This window comes from Flagellimonas maritima (assembly GCF_003269425.1).
In the GTDB taxonomy this organism is placed as follows: Bacteria; Bacteroidota; Bacteroidia; order Flavobacteriales; family Flavobacteriaceae; genus Flagellimonas; species Flagellimonas maritima.
Genome location: NZ_CP030104.1, coordinates 2,311,622 through 2,328,102, shown reverse-complemented (window position 1 = coordinate 2,328,102; position 16,481 = coordinate 2,311,622). Strand labels below are relative to the sequence as shown.

Annotated in this window: 10 protein-coding genes and 1 tRNA gene; 2 read left to right on the top strand and 9 right to left on the bottom strand. The window is 39.5% G+C overall.

Going from position 1 to position 16,481, the window contains the following annotated elements; translation table 11 throughout:
* Nucleotides 1-17 precede the first annotated feature (17 nt).
* Genes HME9304_RS10330 through HME9304_RS10310 form a run of 5 tightly spaced genes read right to left on the bottom strand, consistent with a single transcriptional unit; the run spans nt 18 to nt 7,446 of the window.
* Complete coding sequence (locus HME9304_RS10330) at nt 18-587, bottom strand: c-type cytochrome (RefSeq protein WP_112378520.1); 570 nt, start codon at nt 585-587, stop codon at nt 18-20.
* 3 nt (nt 588-590) lie between these two features.
* Nucleotides 591-1,118 (bottom strand): DUF3341 domain-containing protein, encoded by a 528-nt coding sequence (locus tag HME9304_RS10325; protein WP_112378519.1) that lies wholly within the window; start codon nt 1,116-1,118, stop codon nt 591-593.
* 2 nt (nt 1,119-1,120) lie between these two features.
* The gene (gene nrfD / locus HME9304_RS10320; protein WP_112378518.1) at nt 1,121-2,860 is read right to left on the bottom strand and encodes an NrfD/PsrC family molybdoenzyme membrane anchor subunit; all 1,740 of its coding nucleotides are present in this window, start codon (nt 2,858-2,860) and stop codon (nt 1,121-1,123) included.
* Nucleotides 2,861-2,893: 33 nt separating this feature from the next.
* Entirely contained in the window at nt 2,894-6,034 is a 3,141-nt protein-coding gene (locus HME9304_RS10315) for a TAT-variant-translocated molybdopterin oxidoreductase (RefSeq protein ID WP_112378517.1), read from the bottom strand.
* A 32-nt stretch (nt 6,035-6,066) separates the two neighbouring features.
* Nucleotides 6,067-7,446, bottom strand: a complete 1,380-nt coding sequence (locus HME9304_RS10310; RefSeq protein ID WP_112378516.1) for a cytochrome c3 family protein — start codon at nt 7,444-7,446, stop codon at nt 6,067-6,069.
* Nucleotides 7,447-7,677: 231 nt separating this feature from the next.
* On the opposite strand from HME9304_RS10310, the gene HME9304_RS10305 reads away from it, so the two are divergent.
* Nucleotides 7,678-8,052, top strand: a complete 375-nt coding sequence (locus HME9304_RS10305; RefSeq protein ID WP_239023248.1) for an SPOR domain-containing protein — start codon at nt 7,678-7,680, stop codon at nt 8,050-8,052.
* Nucleotides 8,053-8,101: 49 nt separating this feature from the next.
* Here HME9304_RS10305 and infB read toward each other — a convergent pair whose 3' ends face one another.
* The 4 genes from infB to HME9304_RS10285 all read right to left on the bottom strand — a co-directional run bounded on the left by infB (nt 8,102) and on the right by HME9304_RS10285 (nt 12,934).
* The gene (gene infB / locus HME9304_RS10300; RefSeq protein ID WP_112378515.1) at nt 8,102-10,849 is read right to left on the bottom strand and encodes a translation initiation factor IF-2; all 2,748 of its coding nucleotides are present in this window, start codon (nt 10,847-10,849) and stop codon (nt 8,102-8,104) included.
* Nucleotides 10,850-10,892: 43 nt separating this feature from the next.
* Nucleotides 10,893-12,125: a transcription termination factor NusA gene (gene nusA / locus HME9304_RS10295; protein WP_112378514.1), complete on the bottom strand. Its 1,233-nt coding sequence runs from the start codon at nt 12,123-12,125 to the stop codon at nt 10,893-10,895.
* A 13-nt stretch (nt 12,126-12,138) separates the two neighbouring features.
* Nucleotides 12,139-12,600 (bottom strand): ribosome assembly cofactor RimP, encoded by a 462-nt coding sequence (gene rimP, locus HME9304_RS10290; protein ID WP_112378513.1) that lies wholly within the window; start codon nt 12,598-12,600, stop codon nt 12,139-12,141.
* A gap of 262 nt (nt 12,601-12,862) precedes the next feature.
* Nucleotides 12,863-12,934 (bottom strand) — tRNA-Gln (locus HME9304_RS10285).
* A 193-nt stretch (nt 12,935-13,127) separates the two neighbouring features.
* On the opposite strand from HME9304_RS10285, the gene HME9304_RS10280 reads away from it, so the two are divergent.
* Complete coding sequence (locus tag HME9304_RS10280; RefSeq protein WP_112378512.1) at nt 13,128-16,463, top strand: glycosyltransferase family 117 protein; 3,336 nt, start codon at nt 13,128-13,130, stop codon at nt 16,461-16,463.
* Nucleotides 16,464-16,481: the final 18 nt, after the last annotated feature.

Here is a 16,481-nt window from a genome sequence, read left to right as displayed (position 1 = left end):
AGTATACTCTTATCCAATTATTTTGTTAGGTCTTCCTTTAATTTCATAACGTATTCCGATACTTGCCACATCTCTTCTTCGTTGGCAAATTGAGAGGCGTAAGAACCCATAGAGTTCAAGCCATAATAAATGGTATGGTAGGTACTCCCCACATTAATATTACGGGCAACGTCATCATAACTGGGAACACCCAATATTTTTTCGCGTTTGACCAAGGTCCCCTGTCCTGCACCTTTGTCACCATGGCAAATGGCACAATAAACAGTATATAATTGACCTCCAGCGGCCAGGTTCTCTTCTCGTTTTAATGAGTCAAGCGGACTGGATTGCAGTCTTGCCAATTCCTTTCCCTCGGGCGTATTCTCAAATTCGTAAGGCATATATCCCCTAGAAATAGTATTTTCCGCTGGAAGCATAGCTTCTGTTCCTTTAGGAAACAATCCGTTGTCTACTTTTTCATAGGTTTCATAACCCACGGACTCATACATGTTTGGCATATATTGATAATTTGGGCTGTTTTTATCAGCACATGCCGAAAAAAACAGAACAAAAATCAAAACAATACCTATTTTAACTAAATGCTTCATATTTTATGACTCCTTTTCTGTAACATTTATTTCCACAGCTCCAGTATCCCACAGTAAATCCGTAAGTTCTTTCTCATTGTCATGAATGCCTATCTCCATTAAAAAATGATCATCCGTAGTTCTTACATCTGGATTTTCAGCATTTTTGAATGGCCACATCCTACTTCTAAGATAAAATGTAATAACCATTAAGTGCGCTGCAAAGAATACGGTCAATTCAAACATAATCGGAACAAAAGCAGGCATATTTTCCAAATAACTGAAGCTTGGTTTTCCTCCAATATCCTGTGGCCAGTCTTCAATCATGATATAGTTCATCATGAGTATGGCAACTGCAAGTCCCAAGCAACCATACATAAAGGAAGTAATCGCTATTCTGGTATCCGCAAGTCCCATTGCTTTGTCCAATCCATGTACGGGAAAAGGTGTATACACTTCTTCGATATGATGGTGTGCTGCCCTTACTTTTTTAACGGCATGCATCAATATATCATCATCAGTGTAAAGTGCCTGTATAACTTTTGACGCCATTCCTATTTTTTATTATTTAACAATCTTGCTTGACCCGCCCAATCATCGCGCTGCGCACGACCAGGGAATTTACCTGTTATTGAATCCAATAAATCATATTCTTTAACGGTCATTCTACCTACCTGAACATATGTGTAAATTCCTATTTCATTCATAATTCTTTCCATTTCAGGGCCAACACCTTTTATTTTTTTCAAGTCATCAGGCGTTTCTTTGGTTGAATCAAAAGTTCCTATAGTACTCAATAGCTCGGTCACGCCAACTTTATCACCTTTTGCCGGGACCACTTCTCCCATAAGAACATCATCCGTAATCGGTTCTTCTATTTTGCCCCGCTTTGGCATTACGTACAAGGGTTTTCCTGCATCTCGCAGTTTCTTGTAGCGTTCACCTGATGTTTTCAAAATAGATTTGACTTCTGCTTGGGCAATAACAGGGAAAGTTCTTGAGTACAATAAAAAGAGTACAAAGAAAAATCCTATAGTACCGATAAATATGCCAATATCAACAAATGTTGGGGAAAACATAGTCCACGAAGATGGAAGGTAATCCCTATGCAATGAAGTCACGATGATTACGAAACGTTCAAACCACATTCCTATGTTTACAACTATTGAGATGAAGAAAGAGAACATGATGCTGGTACGCAATTTCTTGAACCACATAAATTGAGGAGAGAATACGTTACAGGTCATCATGGACCAATAAGCCCACCAATAAGGGCCTGTTGCCCTGTTCAAGAATGCATATTGTTCGTATTCTACACCTGAATACCATGCAATGAACAATTCCGTTATATAAGCACACCCTACAATAGAACCCGTAATCATAATAACTATGTTCATCAGCTCTATATGCTGCACAGTGATATAAGCTTCTAGGCTACATACTTTTCGCATTATGATAAGCAGTGTGTTCACCATGGCAAAACCAGAGAAAATTGCACCTGCAACAAAATAAGGTGGAAAAATAGTGGTATGCCATCCCGGGATTACCGAAGTGGCAAAGTCAAAGGATACAATGGTATGAACGGAAAGTACAAGGGGCGTTGCCAAACCTGCCAAAACCAAGGAAACCTCTTCAAAACGTTGCCAATCTTTTGCCCTACCTGTCCAACCAAAACTCAAAAGGCTATATATTTTCTTTTGAAACGGCTTGACGGCTCTATCACGAATCATTGCAAAATCAGGCAACAAACCTGTCCACCAGAATACCAAGGACACGGATAAATATGTTGAAATTGCAAATACGTCCCAAAGTAACGGTGAATTAAAATTTACCCAAAGAGACCCAAATTGGTTAGGTATGGGAAGTACCCAATAAGCCAACCAAGGACGTCCCATGTGAATAATTGGGAACAATCCAGCTTGAATAACTGAAAATATGGTCATCGCCTCTGCGGAACGGTTGATTGCCATTCTCCACTTCTGTCTGAACAAAAGCAGTACTGCGGAAATCAATGTCCCTGCGTGACCAATACCTACCCACCAAACAAAGTTTGTAATATCCCAAGCCCAGTTGACCGTCTTGTTAAGACCCCAGACTCCGATACCCGTGGAAATAGTATAAATAATACATCCTAGACCCCAGAGAAATGCAACTAACGCGATGGTGAAAACAATCCACCAATGTTTATTGGCCTTCCCCTCAACAGGAGCAGCGATATCCACGGTAACATCATGGTATCCTTTGTCTCCAAGAACTAAGGGCTTTCGAATAGGTGCTTCGTAATGCGACGCCATAATTTATCTTCTAGTTACTTCTTATTATATTGATTAAGCCTCGTTGGTATTCCTAACTTTAACATGATAGAACACATTGGGTTTTGTACCTACGTGCTCCAATAGATGGTACATTCTGTCGTCTTCCTTCAATTCCGCTATCTTGCTTTCCTTGTCATTGATATCTCCAAAAACCATGGCACCGCTGCCACATGCCGCTGAACAAGCGGTCTGGAATTCTCCGTCCTTTATAACTCTACCGTCACGTTTTGCATCTAAAATGGTCTTCTGTGTCATTTGAATACACATGGAACACTTCTCCATAACCCCTCTTGAGCGGACATTAACATCTGGGTTGATGACCATCTTGCCCAAATCGTTGTTCATATTGAAATCAAACTCGTCATTGTCGTGGTATAAGAACCAATTGAATCTACGTACTTTATAAGGACAGTTGTTCGCACAATACCTTGTACCCACACAACGATTATATGCCATATGATTTTGACCTTGTCTACTATGTGCGGTAGCTGCCACAGGACAAACCGTTTCACAAGGTGCATGGTTGCAGTGCTGGCACATTACTGGCTGGAATGCCACTTGAGGATTGACCGAAGCATCTTCCATCTCACCAAATTCCTCTAAAGAGCCGTTATCGCCCCAAAGTCCATCAATGTTTTCTTTCTTTTCATTATCTGCCTCAAAAGTTTCTTCAGAAGAATAATATCTGTCAATTCGCAACCAATGCATATCCCTAGATTTACGAATCTCTTCTTTTCCAACGACGGGAACATTGTTTTCTGCATGACATGCAATAACACATGCACCACATCCAGTACAGGCATTTAAATCAATCGATAAATTGAAATGATGTCCTATTGAGCGATCAAACCCTTCCCACAAATCTACTTCAGGAGACGTAACGGGGGTTTCTTGATGATTTAAAGAAACCTGGGGCATGTGATTCCACTCGTAATGATCTTTTGTATTGAATATCTCAAGAGTGGTTTCCTTAATAATATCCCCTCTACCCATTAAAGTTTTATGCAGTTGTACACATGCGAACTCATGGATTCCTTCCGATTTCTCAACGGAAACTGATTGAACATTGGAGAAATTATTATATAGGGTATACGCATTGACACCTGTAGCCATTTCAGCCTTCATTCCAGCTTCTTTACCATACCCAAAAGATAGACCAACAGTATTTTTTGCTTGACCGGGCTGAATAATTACCGGGACATTATCCAAAACAGTACCCTCAACAGTTAGTTTAGCATAACTTCCGTTCAACCCTCCATCTGCTACATTAAAGTTTTCCATACCCAACGCTTCAGCATCGGCTTTTGAAATTGTTAAGTAGTTGTCCCAAGAAACTCTGGAGATTGGATCAGGAAACTCTTGCAACCAAGGGTTGTTCGCTTGTCTACCGTCACCCATACCAACTTTTGTAGAAAGCACTAGCTCCATTCCTGAAGCAGTAGTATTGACCAAAGAACGAATTGCCGAAGCTATAGGAACGATACTTCCTTGAATTTCCTCATTTTCTTCTGTTTCCGTTGTGGTCCCGGATGATACTTCTTCAACTTCCGGTGAAACCGAAATCATTGAAGCAGTAAATACACCATCTTGCAAGGCCTTATTCCAATTTGAACCCTGCAACACAAAAGTGCTCCACGTTTCTTTTATATAATCGTAATATGTTTTGTCACTGCCCATCCAAGTCAATAATGTCGATTGGAACTGTCGCGTGTCAAAAAGTTCTCGAATAACAGGCTGTGTTAAGCTGTAATGTCCTTTTTTAATCTGAACATCTCCCCAAGATTCCAAATAATGTGGAGCTGCAGCTACATATTTTGAAGATTGGGCCGTTTCATCATTATTGAATGAAAAACTAACAGATAAGTCAACTTTCTCCAGACCAGATATAAAGTCTTGTGCATTGGGAAGCGTATATGCTGGATTGACACCATCCATAATCAAAGCTCCTACGCGACCTGCATTCATATCAGAAATCAACTTACTTACTTTGGAGATATCTCCTTGACGAACATATTTAGGATTTTCAGCATCAAAAGCTTCACTTGCCAATAGTTTATTTATAGCCAAGACAACAGTCTGTGCATTTATGTCATTGAGGCCTGTGACAATAACAGCTTTGCTGCCCGCTTTTCGTACTTGTGAAGCGATACGATCTACTGCTGCGTCAACATCCGATGTTCCGCCACCTACGTTACTTCCATTTAATTTACCATATAATTTGGCAAGGGCATTCTTCTGTTGTGTTGGCGTCATAGGGTAACGCTTATCAGCATTACCGCCTGTCAATGACATGTTGGATTCCAACTGTATGTGTTTGGACATTTTACCATTTTTGGGTATACGTCCTTTAGCATATCCGCCATCATAACCTCCACCTTGCCAATCTGCCAAGAAATCAGCACCGAAAGAAACAATTAAATCCGCTTTTTCAAAATTATAATCCGCCAAAGCGCGTTCTCCGTAAGCAGCATTAAATGCATTTAGCGCAGCATCTTGAGAAACTGCATCATAGACTACATGGTTTACATTTTCACCATACTCAGCCTTGAATTCAGCTATTAACCTATCTGTTGATGGGCTAGCATACGTTTGGGTCAATAAAGCAATTTGTTTATTTGAACCTTTTAAGCTTCCCAACTTGGCTTTGACCGTCGCATCCAGAACTTTCCAGTCTACAGGCTCTCCGTTGGCCATTGGCCCTTGAACCCTTTTACTATCATATAAGGAGAGAACAGAAGCTTGTACTCTCGCATTTGCACCACCATTTACCTTGGCATCTGTGTTATTTTCTATTTTGATCGGTCTTCCTTCTCGGGTTTTAACCAAAATACTGGCAAAATCGAACCCATCCGCAATGGTTGTCGCATAATAATTTGCTACTCCTGGAACTATACGGTCTGGTTGTACAACATAGGGAATTGACTTGTGTACAGGACCCTCGCATGCTGCAACAGTTGCGGCAGCGGTACTAAAGCCCACATATTTTAGAAAATCCCTTCTATTGGTAGTTGTTGCCGACAAGTTTTCTTTGTCTCCTAAAAACTCATCTACGGGAATTTGTTCCGTGAATTCATTCTGTCTTAGCGCCTCAACAATGGAATCGTTCGGATTTAACTCCGCTTCGCTTTTCCAATATTTTTTGTTTGATGCCATACGATATATCTGAGATTATCTTCTTTTATTTCTTAATAGTGACACTTACCACATTCCAAACCTCCCATCATGGCCGCGGTCAAATTCTCAACTCCATATTTTTTGGAAAGCTCTGCATGAATGGCTTCATAATATTCATTGCCCTCGATTTTTATATTGGTCTCACGGTGACAATTTATACACCAACCCATTGTTAAAGGAGAATATTGATACATAATTTCCATTTCCTCTACAGGACCGTGACATGTCTGACATTGAATACCGGCCACTGAAACGTGCTGTGAATGATTGAAATAAGCAAAGTCAGGAAGATTATGTATCCTAACCCATTCTACAGGTTGACTTTCTCCTGTATATTTTTGATTTTCCTCATCCCATCCAACTGCTTTGTACAATTTCTTTATTTCGCCCGTGTAAAATTCATTGGTATAGCCATTTGCCAAATCATCTGGACTTGGCCCTTCTGGGTTGCCCGTATACTCATAGATGGATTTGTGACAATTCATACAAACATTCAAAGATGGTATGCCCGAATGTTTTGAAACCCTAGCGGACGAATGACAATATTTACATTCAATTTTATTGTCGCCCGCATGTATCTTATGTGAATAATGAATAGGTTGTATAGGTGCGTATCCTTGATCGATACCTATTTGCATCATCCATCCGTATGCAAAATATGCACTTCCCAATAAAAGGAAAATTACACTCACAAGTACTAAAAACTGATTTTGAACAAATGCTTTCCAAATTGGAGTGCTTTTCTCTGCCTTTTCTTTTTCTAAAACTACCCCATTCGCTTCTGCAATACGCCTGAGAGTTTTGTTAACAAGGAAAAGCATAATAACCAAAAGACCAAAAACAAGGGCTAGGGCTCCTAGAATAATTTCATTTGATATTCCTCCTGCGGCAGCTCCATCCGTACCGCCAGCGTTAGTATTCGCAGCGGCTGTGGCAGGTGCAGGCGGGGGCGCGGCAGTATATGCCAATATATCATCAATATCTGCATTGGACAGTGTAGGAAATGCGGTCATTGCAGCTTGATTATACTCGGCATATATTTCATTGGCATAGGCATCTCCGGAAGCTATCATTCCAGCACTATTCCTAATCCAAGCATAGAGCCACTCTTTATCAAGCCCTTCTTCTTCCGCCAACCTTGTTTCAACATTTGCCAGTGCAGGCCCTGTCATTTTACGGTTCAATGCGTGACAAGCAGCACAATTTTGGTTGAACAGTTGTTTTCCCTTAACCGGATCACCAGCTGCAGCTGCAGAATCATCAGCTACGGCTTCTTCAGGCGCAGTTTCTTCAACAACTGCATCTTCTTGCGCATAAGATGAAAATGATAAAAGTAGGAGAGAGAAACCTAAAACTTTAGAAAATAGATGGCGGTATAAAACCTTTTTCATATTAACGAAATTTCTGTCGAAATTTTTGGCACGATAATTACTACTGATACTGAGTGATATAGCATTATACCGCACTAAAATTGATCACAAAAATACGACATCGACTCATTTTTTTAAATGTTAAGGTATTGATAATAGATAATTTATAAACATTCTAAATAAGTTGAGGATATCTTGTTTAACCATAAAAAATTACATTTGTAAAGAGTTAGTAAATAAAAACACTTACATATGATGAAAAGTATAATGTTTACAGCGTTTTTGACATGTTCAATAGTTCAACTTTCAGCTCAAGAAGGTAGTATTACTATTGAACAGGACCCTCGTATCAAGGAATTAATTGAACTGTATACTGAGGTAAATTCGAACGCAGATTTTTATCAAATTCAAGTAGGTTTTGGAAGTTTTCAAAAAGCGCAAAATCTAAAATCTAAAGTAGATATCGATTTCCCAAACTGGTATTCAAAAATAGAGTTTGAATCTCCAACCTATCGTGTTCGTTTAGGTAAGTTCAAAACAAAATTGGAAGCTGAACGTAAGTATTTGGAAGTTCGAAAAAAGTATCCAAATGCTATGTTATTAAAACCAGAAACTAATTCTAGATAAAAAAAACCCGCTAAAGCGGGTTTTTTTATTGGATACTCATCTTTATCTATTATAGCTTCTTCTTAACGGCTACTTCTTGGAATGCCTCTACAATGTCACCTTCCTTAATATCATTGTAATTTTTAATTTGCAGACCACAATCATATCCTTTGGACACTTCCTTTACATCATCCTTAAATCTTTTTAAAGAAGATAGCACTCCAGTATAAACAACAACACCCTCGCGGATCAAACGTATCTGTGAGTTTCTAAATATCTTTCCGCTCGTCACCATACATCCTGCAATAGTTCCAATTTTAGAAATTTTGAAGGTCTCCCTGATTTCAGCGTTACCGGTTATCTCTTCTTTCATTTCTGGAGACAACATACCCTCCATTGCATCCTTCAAATCATTAATCGCATCATAAATAATGGAATACATTCTGATATCAATCTCTTCCTTATCGGCTACAGTTCGTGCATTTCCCATTGGTCTAACATTAAATCCAATGATAATTGCATCTGAGGCGCTTGCCAACAAGACATCAGATTCTGTTATGGCACCAACTCCCTTGTGAATAATATTGACCTGGATTTCGTCCGTAGATAATTTCTGGAACGAATCTGTCAATGCTTCCACAGAACCATCAACGTCACCCTTTAGGATAATGTTCAATTCTTGGAAATCTCCTAGAGCGATTCGCCTACCTATTTCATCCAAAGTAATATGCCTTTGTGTACGGACTGATTGTTCACGTTGCAATTGTGAGCGCTTAGTTGCAATTTGTTTTGCTTCACGCTCATCTTCCAAAACGCTGAATTTATCCCCAGCTTGTGGTGCTCCGTCCAGACCTAATATTGAAATCGGTGTAGCGGGTCCAGCTTTTTTGATATCCTTTCCACGCTCATCCTGCATGGCCTTTACTTTACCACTGCACGTCCCGGCCAAAACATAATCCCCTATTTCTAAAGTCCCTGTCTGGACCAGAATAGTGGAAACATATCCCCTGCCTTTATCCAAGAAAGCCTCAACTACGGTTCCAGAAGCCAATCGGTCAGGATTTGCTTTTAGTTCCAATAATTCAGCTTCCAAAAGGACTTTTTCCAACAAATCATTTACACCCTGTCCTGTTTTCGCAGAGATATCATGGGATTGTATTTTACCTCCCCAATCTTCTACCAATAGGTTCATTGCTGCCAAACCTTCTTTAATCTTATCTGGATTCGCCGTAGGCCTATCAATTTTGTTTATAGCGAAAACAATTGGAACATTTGCCGCTTGAGCATGGCTGATCGCTTCCTTGGTCTGTGGCATAATATCATCGTCCGCTGCTACTACGATAATTGCAATATCCGTTACTTGGGCTCCACGTGCACGCATTGCTGTAAAAGCTTCGTGACCGGGTGTATCCAAAAATGTTATTCTTTGTCCATCTTCCAATGAAACGCCGTATGCACCAATATGCTGGGTGATACCACCACTTTCTCCGGCAATAACATTTTCTTCCCTTATGTGGTCTAATAATGATGTTTTACCATGATCTACGTGACCCATGACAGTAACGATTGGAGCTCTTGGCTGCAAATCTTCCGGAGCATCCACTTCCTCTTCAATAGCCTCTTCAATATCAGCAGTAACGAACTCTACTTCGTAACCGAATTCTTCAGCTACAATAGAAAGTGTTTCTGCATCCAAGCGCTGGTTCATGGTCACCATGATTCCCAACGACATACATGCCGATATGATCTGGGTAGAGGACACATCCATCATGGTGGCAACCTCATTTACCGTAACAAACTCTGTAACTTTTAGTGTTTTGCTTTCCAGTTCTTGGAGCTCAAGATCTTTTTCTGTTTGCTGACGATGCTGGTCTCTTTTCTCTCGGCGATATTTTGCACCTTTGCCCTTACTGGATTTTCCTTGGAGTTTCTCAAGCGTCTCCCGTACTTGTTTTTGTACTTCTTCTTCGGTTGGCTCGACCTTGGGAGCAGATGAACGTTGATTTCCTCTCCTGCCCGGACCACTGTTGCCGCCCCTATTGTTCGGGCGATTTCCGCCTCCGGACTGTGTTGGGTTTTTACTGATAATCCGCTTTCTACGCTTTCTTCTATCCGAACTGTTATCGGAAGACGACGCAGCGGGTTTTTTGGTTTCTTCTTTCTTTTTCTTTGGCTTATTAAATTTTGAAAGGTCTATTTTGTCCCCTGTTATTTTTGGGCCACTAAGTTTTTTATACTGCGTTTCAATTGTCTCTGGCTCCTTAACTTCGGTTTCTTCTTTTTCAGTTTCTTCCTTTTTGGGTGCCTCTTTTGCTTTTACTTTGGGTTCAGTGACTGGAGCTACTGTCTCTTCTTTTTTGGAAACAGGTTTTTCTTCAACTTTTACTTCTTTCGCCTCAACTTTTGGTTCTTCAACTTCTTTTGGCTTCTCCTCGATTTTAGGTTTCTCGACCTTTTTGTTCAAATCTATTTTACCAACGGTCTTTGGTCCTGAAAGCTCTACTTTGGCTTTTATGACCTGCTGAGCGTTTCTTCGCTCTCTTGCAAGTCTTCGTTCCTCTTGTTCCTGCTCAATTTGAATTCTAAGTGCTTCTTTTTCCTTACGTTTTTCTTCACCAACTTCCTTGGAAGCTACTTTTTTGCTCTTATCCGTTTGGAACTCATCCAACAGCACTTGATACACTTCATCCGTAATCTTTGTAGTAGGCCTTGCCTCTACCTCATGCCCCACAGAAGAAAGGTAGTCCACAGCCCTATCCAGTGAAATGTTCAATTCCCTGAGAACTTTATTAAGTCTTATTGTTGGGTTTCCTGCCATAAATTGTATTTCCTAGCCCTAAAATTCGCTGCTAATATATAGTTTAATCTTCAAATTCCTCTTTAAGAATACGCACCACATTCTGAACGGTTTCTTCTTCTAAATCGGTTCTCTTTATCAAATCGTTCACATCTTGTTCCAGAACGCTTCTTGCTGTGTCCAAACCGATTTTCTTGAATTCATCAATGACCCATGCTTCTATTTCATCTGAGAACTCCGTCAATTCCACATCCTCTTCAACACCCTCACGGAATACATCAATCTCATAACCAGTTAGTTGACCAGCCAATCGGATATTATGACCCCCTCTACCTATTGCCTTGGAAACTTCTTCCGGTTTTAAATAAACCTGGGCAGTTTTCTTCTCATCGTTCAGCTTTACAGACGATACTCTTGCCGGGCTCAACGCTCGTGTAACCATGAGTTGTGAATTGTTTGTCCAATTGATTACATCGATATTTTCATTGCCCAATTCCCTAACTATCCCATGAATACGGGAACCCTTCATACCAACACAGGCACCAACAGGGTCAATTCTATCATCATACGAGTCTACAGCAACCTTTGCTTTTTCGCCTGGAATTCTTACCGCTTTTTTGATAGTGATCAACCCATCGAAAACCTCTGGAATTTCTTGGAAAAATAATTGTTCCAAGAAAATTGGAGAAGTTCTGGACATTAAGATTGCAGGTTTATTACCTTTGAGTTCAACACTTTCAATCACACCCCTTACATTATCTCCTTTTCTAAAAAAATCTGATGGAATCTGTTTTTCCTTTGGGAGTATGATTTCGTTTCCTTCATCATCCAATAGTATAATTGCTTTATGGCGAATATGGTGTACCTCTGCAGTGTAAATCTCTCCTTCAAGATCTTTAAACTGCTTATAAATCGTTGTGTTATCGTGTTCGTGAATTTTGGAAATCAGATTTTGACGTAAGGCCAAAATAGCCCGTCTTCCCAAGTCCATCAACTTTACTTCTTCAGAAACATCCTCCCCTACTTCAAAGTCAGGTTCAATTTTTCTAGCCTCAGACAATGAGATTTCTTCATTGGGCTCTTCCACTTCTCCATCCTGAACCACTATACGGTTTCTCCAAATCTCCAAATCTCCTTTATCAGGGTTGATAATGATGTCAAAATTTTCATCAGAACCAAACTTTTTCTTAAGGGCATTTCGGAATACATCTTCCAAAATAGCCATAAGCGTTACCCTATCAATAAACTTATCGTCCTTAAATTCCGAAAAGGATTCGATGAGCGCCAGGTTTTCCATTTTTGAACTACAATTAAAATTTTAATATAACTTTTGCTTCATGGATATCAGAAAATGCAATGTCCCGCTTTTTCTGTACCGTAACTTTTCCTTTACCTATAGCTTTGGGCTCGCGCGCCTTCCACTCCAAGGTAATTTTATCTTCCGTTGCATTTGTCAGGTTTCCTTCCAACTCTTCATCTACAGTCCTGACCAATAATTTTCTGCCAACGTTCTTTTTATACTGACGCGGTAATTCCAATGGTGAAGTAGCTCCCGCAGAGGTTACCTCAAGAGCAAAATCTTCTTCTTCACGATCAAGATTGTGCTCAATAGCCCTGCTTATATCCATACAATCTTTAAGATCGACTCCATTGTCACCATCTAAGATCACTCGAATCGTGTTATTGTTTTCAACCGTAAAATCAATTAAAAACAAAGATGGCTTTTCTTCCAAAGCTTTATTTAATAATGATGCTACCTTTTCCTTAAACATAAAATCGAACAATAAAAGAGGGGACTCGAAGTCCCCTCATGAATACCATCTTATTCGTTCAGTGGTGCAAATATACGATAATTCTCTTGTTTGCAAAATAGGGATTGAACAAAAAATCCCAACTGGAATGTCAGGATTATTATCTCTTCTTGTTGACCGACCAGGACTCCCTCCGACTACACTCATTGCAAACTTCTCATCCCGCGATTTCTCTAAAGACAAAATCCCGATGTCTTTCGAAATCAGGATTTTTATTATCTAGTTGACCCACTAGGACTCGAACCTAGAACGACTGGACCAAAACCAGCTGTGTTGCCAATTACACCATGGGTCATTACCAATACTTTTGCTGAACTTATTTCAGTAAGAGCGTGCAAATTTAAGACAAACTTTGGTTTAGGCAAAAAATTTCAGAAGATTCCAGACTAATTTTTCATTGGAACTTCATGTTAAAGCTTTTCCAAAAATCAACTACCTTCTCTACTATATTTACTAAATTCGCCCCAACTTGGTAAACGCCAATTTTTATGTTTGCAAAAGACTTCAAAAAATGGGATACCATCTTAGGATGGGTATCCTTTACTATAGCATTTATTGTTTACGCACTGACCATAGAGCCGACAGGTAGTTTTTGGGATGCCGGGGAATACATAACCACTTCGGCAAAATTGCAAGTAGGTCATCCGCCTGGAGCGCCCTTGTTACAGATGATCGGAGCCTTTTTTTCAATGTTTGCATTTGGGGATACTTCTAAAGTAGCACTGATGGTGAATGCCGTTTCAATCGTTTCGAGTGCCTTTGCAGTATTATTTACTTTTTGGACGATTACCAATTTGACACAAAAACTTGTTTCCAACAAGAAACCAATCACCAACAGCAAGGCTATAGCAATTTTTGGCAGTGGATTGGTTGGCGCTTTGGCCTTTACATTTTCAGACAGTTTTTGGTTCAATGCCGTGGAAACGGAAGTATATGCTATGGCAAGCTTGATTATGGCATTATTGTTATGGCTTGGTTTAAAATGGACCGATAATCTCGAAGAATCCAGAGGTGACAGGTGGCTATTGCTTATCTGCTTTCTCATCGGTTTAACATTCGGGATTCAATTTATGGGCTTTTTGGCCATCCCATCAATAGGGTTACTTTACTACTTTAAAAAGTACAAAAAAACAACGGTAAAGAATTTTCTCCTGGCCAACGCAATTGTCGTTGCGCTTTTAATGTTGGTCTACAAATTCTCATTGACCTATGTGCTCAAACTGTTTGGGTGGAGCGAGGTGTTCTTTATCAATAATATTGGTTTACCGTTCAATTCAGGGACTATTATAATGGGACTGCTTTTCATAGCTGCATTTTATTTTGGTCTGCAGTATACCCGAAAAAATAATTTTTATACCGCGAATACCATAGTTTTATGTCTTATGTTTCTTTTGCTAGGATTCTCATCTTGGTTAATGCTACCAATAAGAGCAAATGCAAAGACGGTAGTCAACGAAAATGATCCTTCTGATGCACGTTCGCTTTTGGCATATTACAATAGGGAACAATACCCCGGTGTTGAAAGTCCTTTCTATGGCGCTTATTATTCCGATACTTTTGCACCAGCAGGAGAGGATATTGATGACAAACCGAAATATGAAAAAGATGAAAAACTTGGAAAGTATGTCATTGTAAATAATTACAAAGATGCCATCCAAGGACCCAATGAAAAGCATGTGGGCATTCTGCCAAGATTATGGAGCGATCAACATGCGGAAAACTATATGCGCTATTTTGGAGTCCTGGAGTTCCGAATCAAATCTGAATACATCTCCAACAATGAACTTAGGGAAGCAGTGGCCCAATTTAAGGATGCCTATGCCCAGGGAGAGTTGGACACAGAGCAATACATTAGGTTCCTTAGGGAATTCGGTGAGTATATAGAAGTAGAGCCACCATCATTGGGCCAGAATTTGGGCTATCTTTTCAATTTCCAATTTGGCTACATGTATATGCGCTATTTTATGTGGAATTTTGTAGGGCGGCAAAACGATATTCAAGGGAGATATGATGAAAACGGAAATTGGTTGAGTGGCATCGGTTTTGTGGACAGTCTTCGCTTGGGCAGTCAAAACAACCTTCCAGATGATTGGAAAAACAACAAAGGCAGGAACACTTATTTCTTTTTGCCATTGTTATTGGGGATTATAGGGATCGTTTTCCAAATTTCAAAGAATCCAAAACATTTTTGGGTGCTCTTCGTGTTTTTTATATTCACGGGATTCGCCATTCAATTTTATACAAATCCATATATATTTCAGCCGAGGGAACGTGATTATTCGTTGGTAGGGTCTTTCTATATATTCTGTATTTGGATAGGTATTGGCGTCTATGGTTTATTTGATGAATTCAAAAAGCTGCTATCGGCAAAAATTGCTGCCCCGGCAATCACTTCGCTCTGTCTTTTGGCTGTTCCGTTGTTGATGGCCTTTCAAAATTGGGATGATCACGACCGTTCAAATCGTTATACGGCCAATTCAACCGCTAAGGCTTATCTGGATTCGACAAAAGAGGATGTGGGAGCCATTTTATTTACTATTGGAGACAATGACACTTTCCCATTGTGGTACGTTCAAGAAATTGAAGGCCATAGAACTGACGTGCGTATCGTAAACACCAGTCTTTTTGCAACGGATTGGTATATTGACCAAATGAAGCGAAAAGCGTATGAAAGCGACCCGATTCCTTCACAACTTACCCATGATAAATATAGATATGGTTCAAGGGATGCGGTGTATTACCAAGGTGTTACAGAAAATCGTTGGAACATTAAAGATTTTATCAATTGGATAGGCAGCGACAAGCCACAAACCAAATTCAAATATTTGCTTGAGAAACAAGGTGCGGACCTAAGCAGCTATCCCGAAAGTAATTTGGATATCGTTTACTATCCTACCAATAAAATCAGAATCCCAGTCAATAAACAAAACGTTTTGGAAAGTGGACTGGTAAAAGAAAAAGATTCTGCATTAATAGTGGATTACATAGATATTGACCTTCCAAAGAATGCTTTGCCCAAGAACAGGATATTGATGTTGGATCTAATTGCAAACAACGATTGGAAAAGGCCTATTTATTTTTCTGGAGGAAGTTTTGATAGTGCCGAATATATTTGGATGAAGGATTATCTTCAGTTAGATGGATTGGTTTACAAATTGGTCCCAATAAAGACCAAAAATCAAAGCTCTTTTGAAATGGGACGCATCGATAGCGATTTAATGTACGATATCGTCAAAAAATGGGAATGGGGCAATTCTGGTAGCGATAAAATCTACCATGATCCACAAACACGATCACAAGGACTCTCTTTTAGAAGCAACCTAGCTAGATTAATGGAAAAGTTGATTGCAGAAAACAAAATTGAAAAAGCCAAAGAAGTCATTGATATTGCCATGACCAATATGCCAGTGGAGCATTTTTATTTTTATGCTTTTGTAGAGCCCTTTGTTGATGGCTATTATAAGGTTGGTGAAACGGAAAAAGCAAGAGCGCTCTTCGAAAAGTTGAAGAAAATTTATCAAAATCGCTTAGAATACTACGCAGGCATTCCTTTGGACGAACAGTATGAAAAAATTGATGATATTTTGGCAGATATGCAAGCTTATCGTAGAAATATCGATATTCTTATTGAAAATCAGGATAGAGATTTGGCAGAATCCGAAACGGTCATTTTTAATGAATATATTGATAAATTTTCTCAATTCATGGGAGACGATGAAGAAGAATATTTTGAAGAACAACCCATGTCTGATCCAGACCTACAGGATTCTGTAGCACTTGATACCATTGAGGCAGTAAAAGACAATTCTACCATTGAGGAATAAAAAAGCGAGGTTTAAACC

Coding starts and splice junctions, on each gene's coding strand:
- HME9304_RS10330 (WP_112378520.1), bottom strand. CDS start 587: ATGAAGCATTTAGTTAAAATAGGTATTGTTTTGATTTTTGTTCTGTTT.
- HME9304_RS10325 (WP_112378519.1), bottom strand. CDS start 1,118: ATGGCGTCAAAAGTTATACAGGCACTTTACACTGATGATGATATATTG.
- nrfD (WP_112378518.1), bottom strand. CDS start 2,860: ATGGCGTCGCATTACGAAGCACCTATTCGAAAGCCCTTAGTTCTTGGA.
- HME9304_RS10315 (WP_112378517.1), bottom strand. CDS start 6,034: ATGGCATCAAACAAAAAATATTGGAAAAGCGAAGCGGAGTTAAATCCG.
- HME9304_RS10310 (WP_112378516.1), bottom strand. CDS start 7,446: ATGAAAAAGGTTTTATACCGCCATCTATTTTCTAAAGTTTTAGGTTTC.
- HME9304_RS10305 (WP_239023248.1), top strand. CDS start 7,678: ATGATGAAAAGTATAATGTTTACAGCGTTTTTGACATGTTCAATAGTT.
- infB (WP_112378515.1), bottom strand. CDS start 10,849: ATGGCAGGAAACCCAACAATAAGACTTAATAAAGTTCTCAGGGAATTG.
- nusA (WP_112378514.1), bottom strand. CDS start 12,125: ATGGAAAACCTGGCGCTCATCGAATCCTTTTCGGAATTTAAGGACGAT.
- rimP (WP_112378513.1), bottom strand. CDS start 12,600: ATGTTTAAGGAAAAGGTAGCATCATTATTAAATAAAGCTTTGGAAGAA.
- HME9304_RS10280 (WP_112378512.1), top strand. CDS start 13,128: ATGTTTGCAAAAGACTTCAAAAAATGGGATACCATCTTAGGATGGGTA.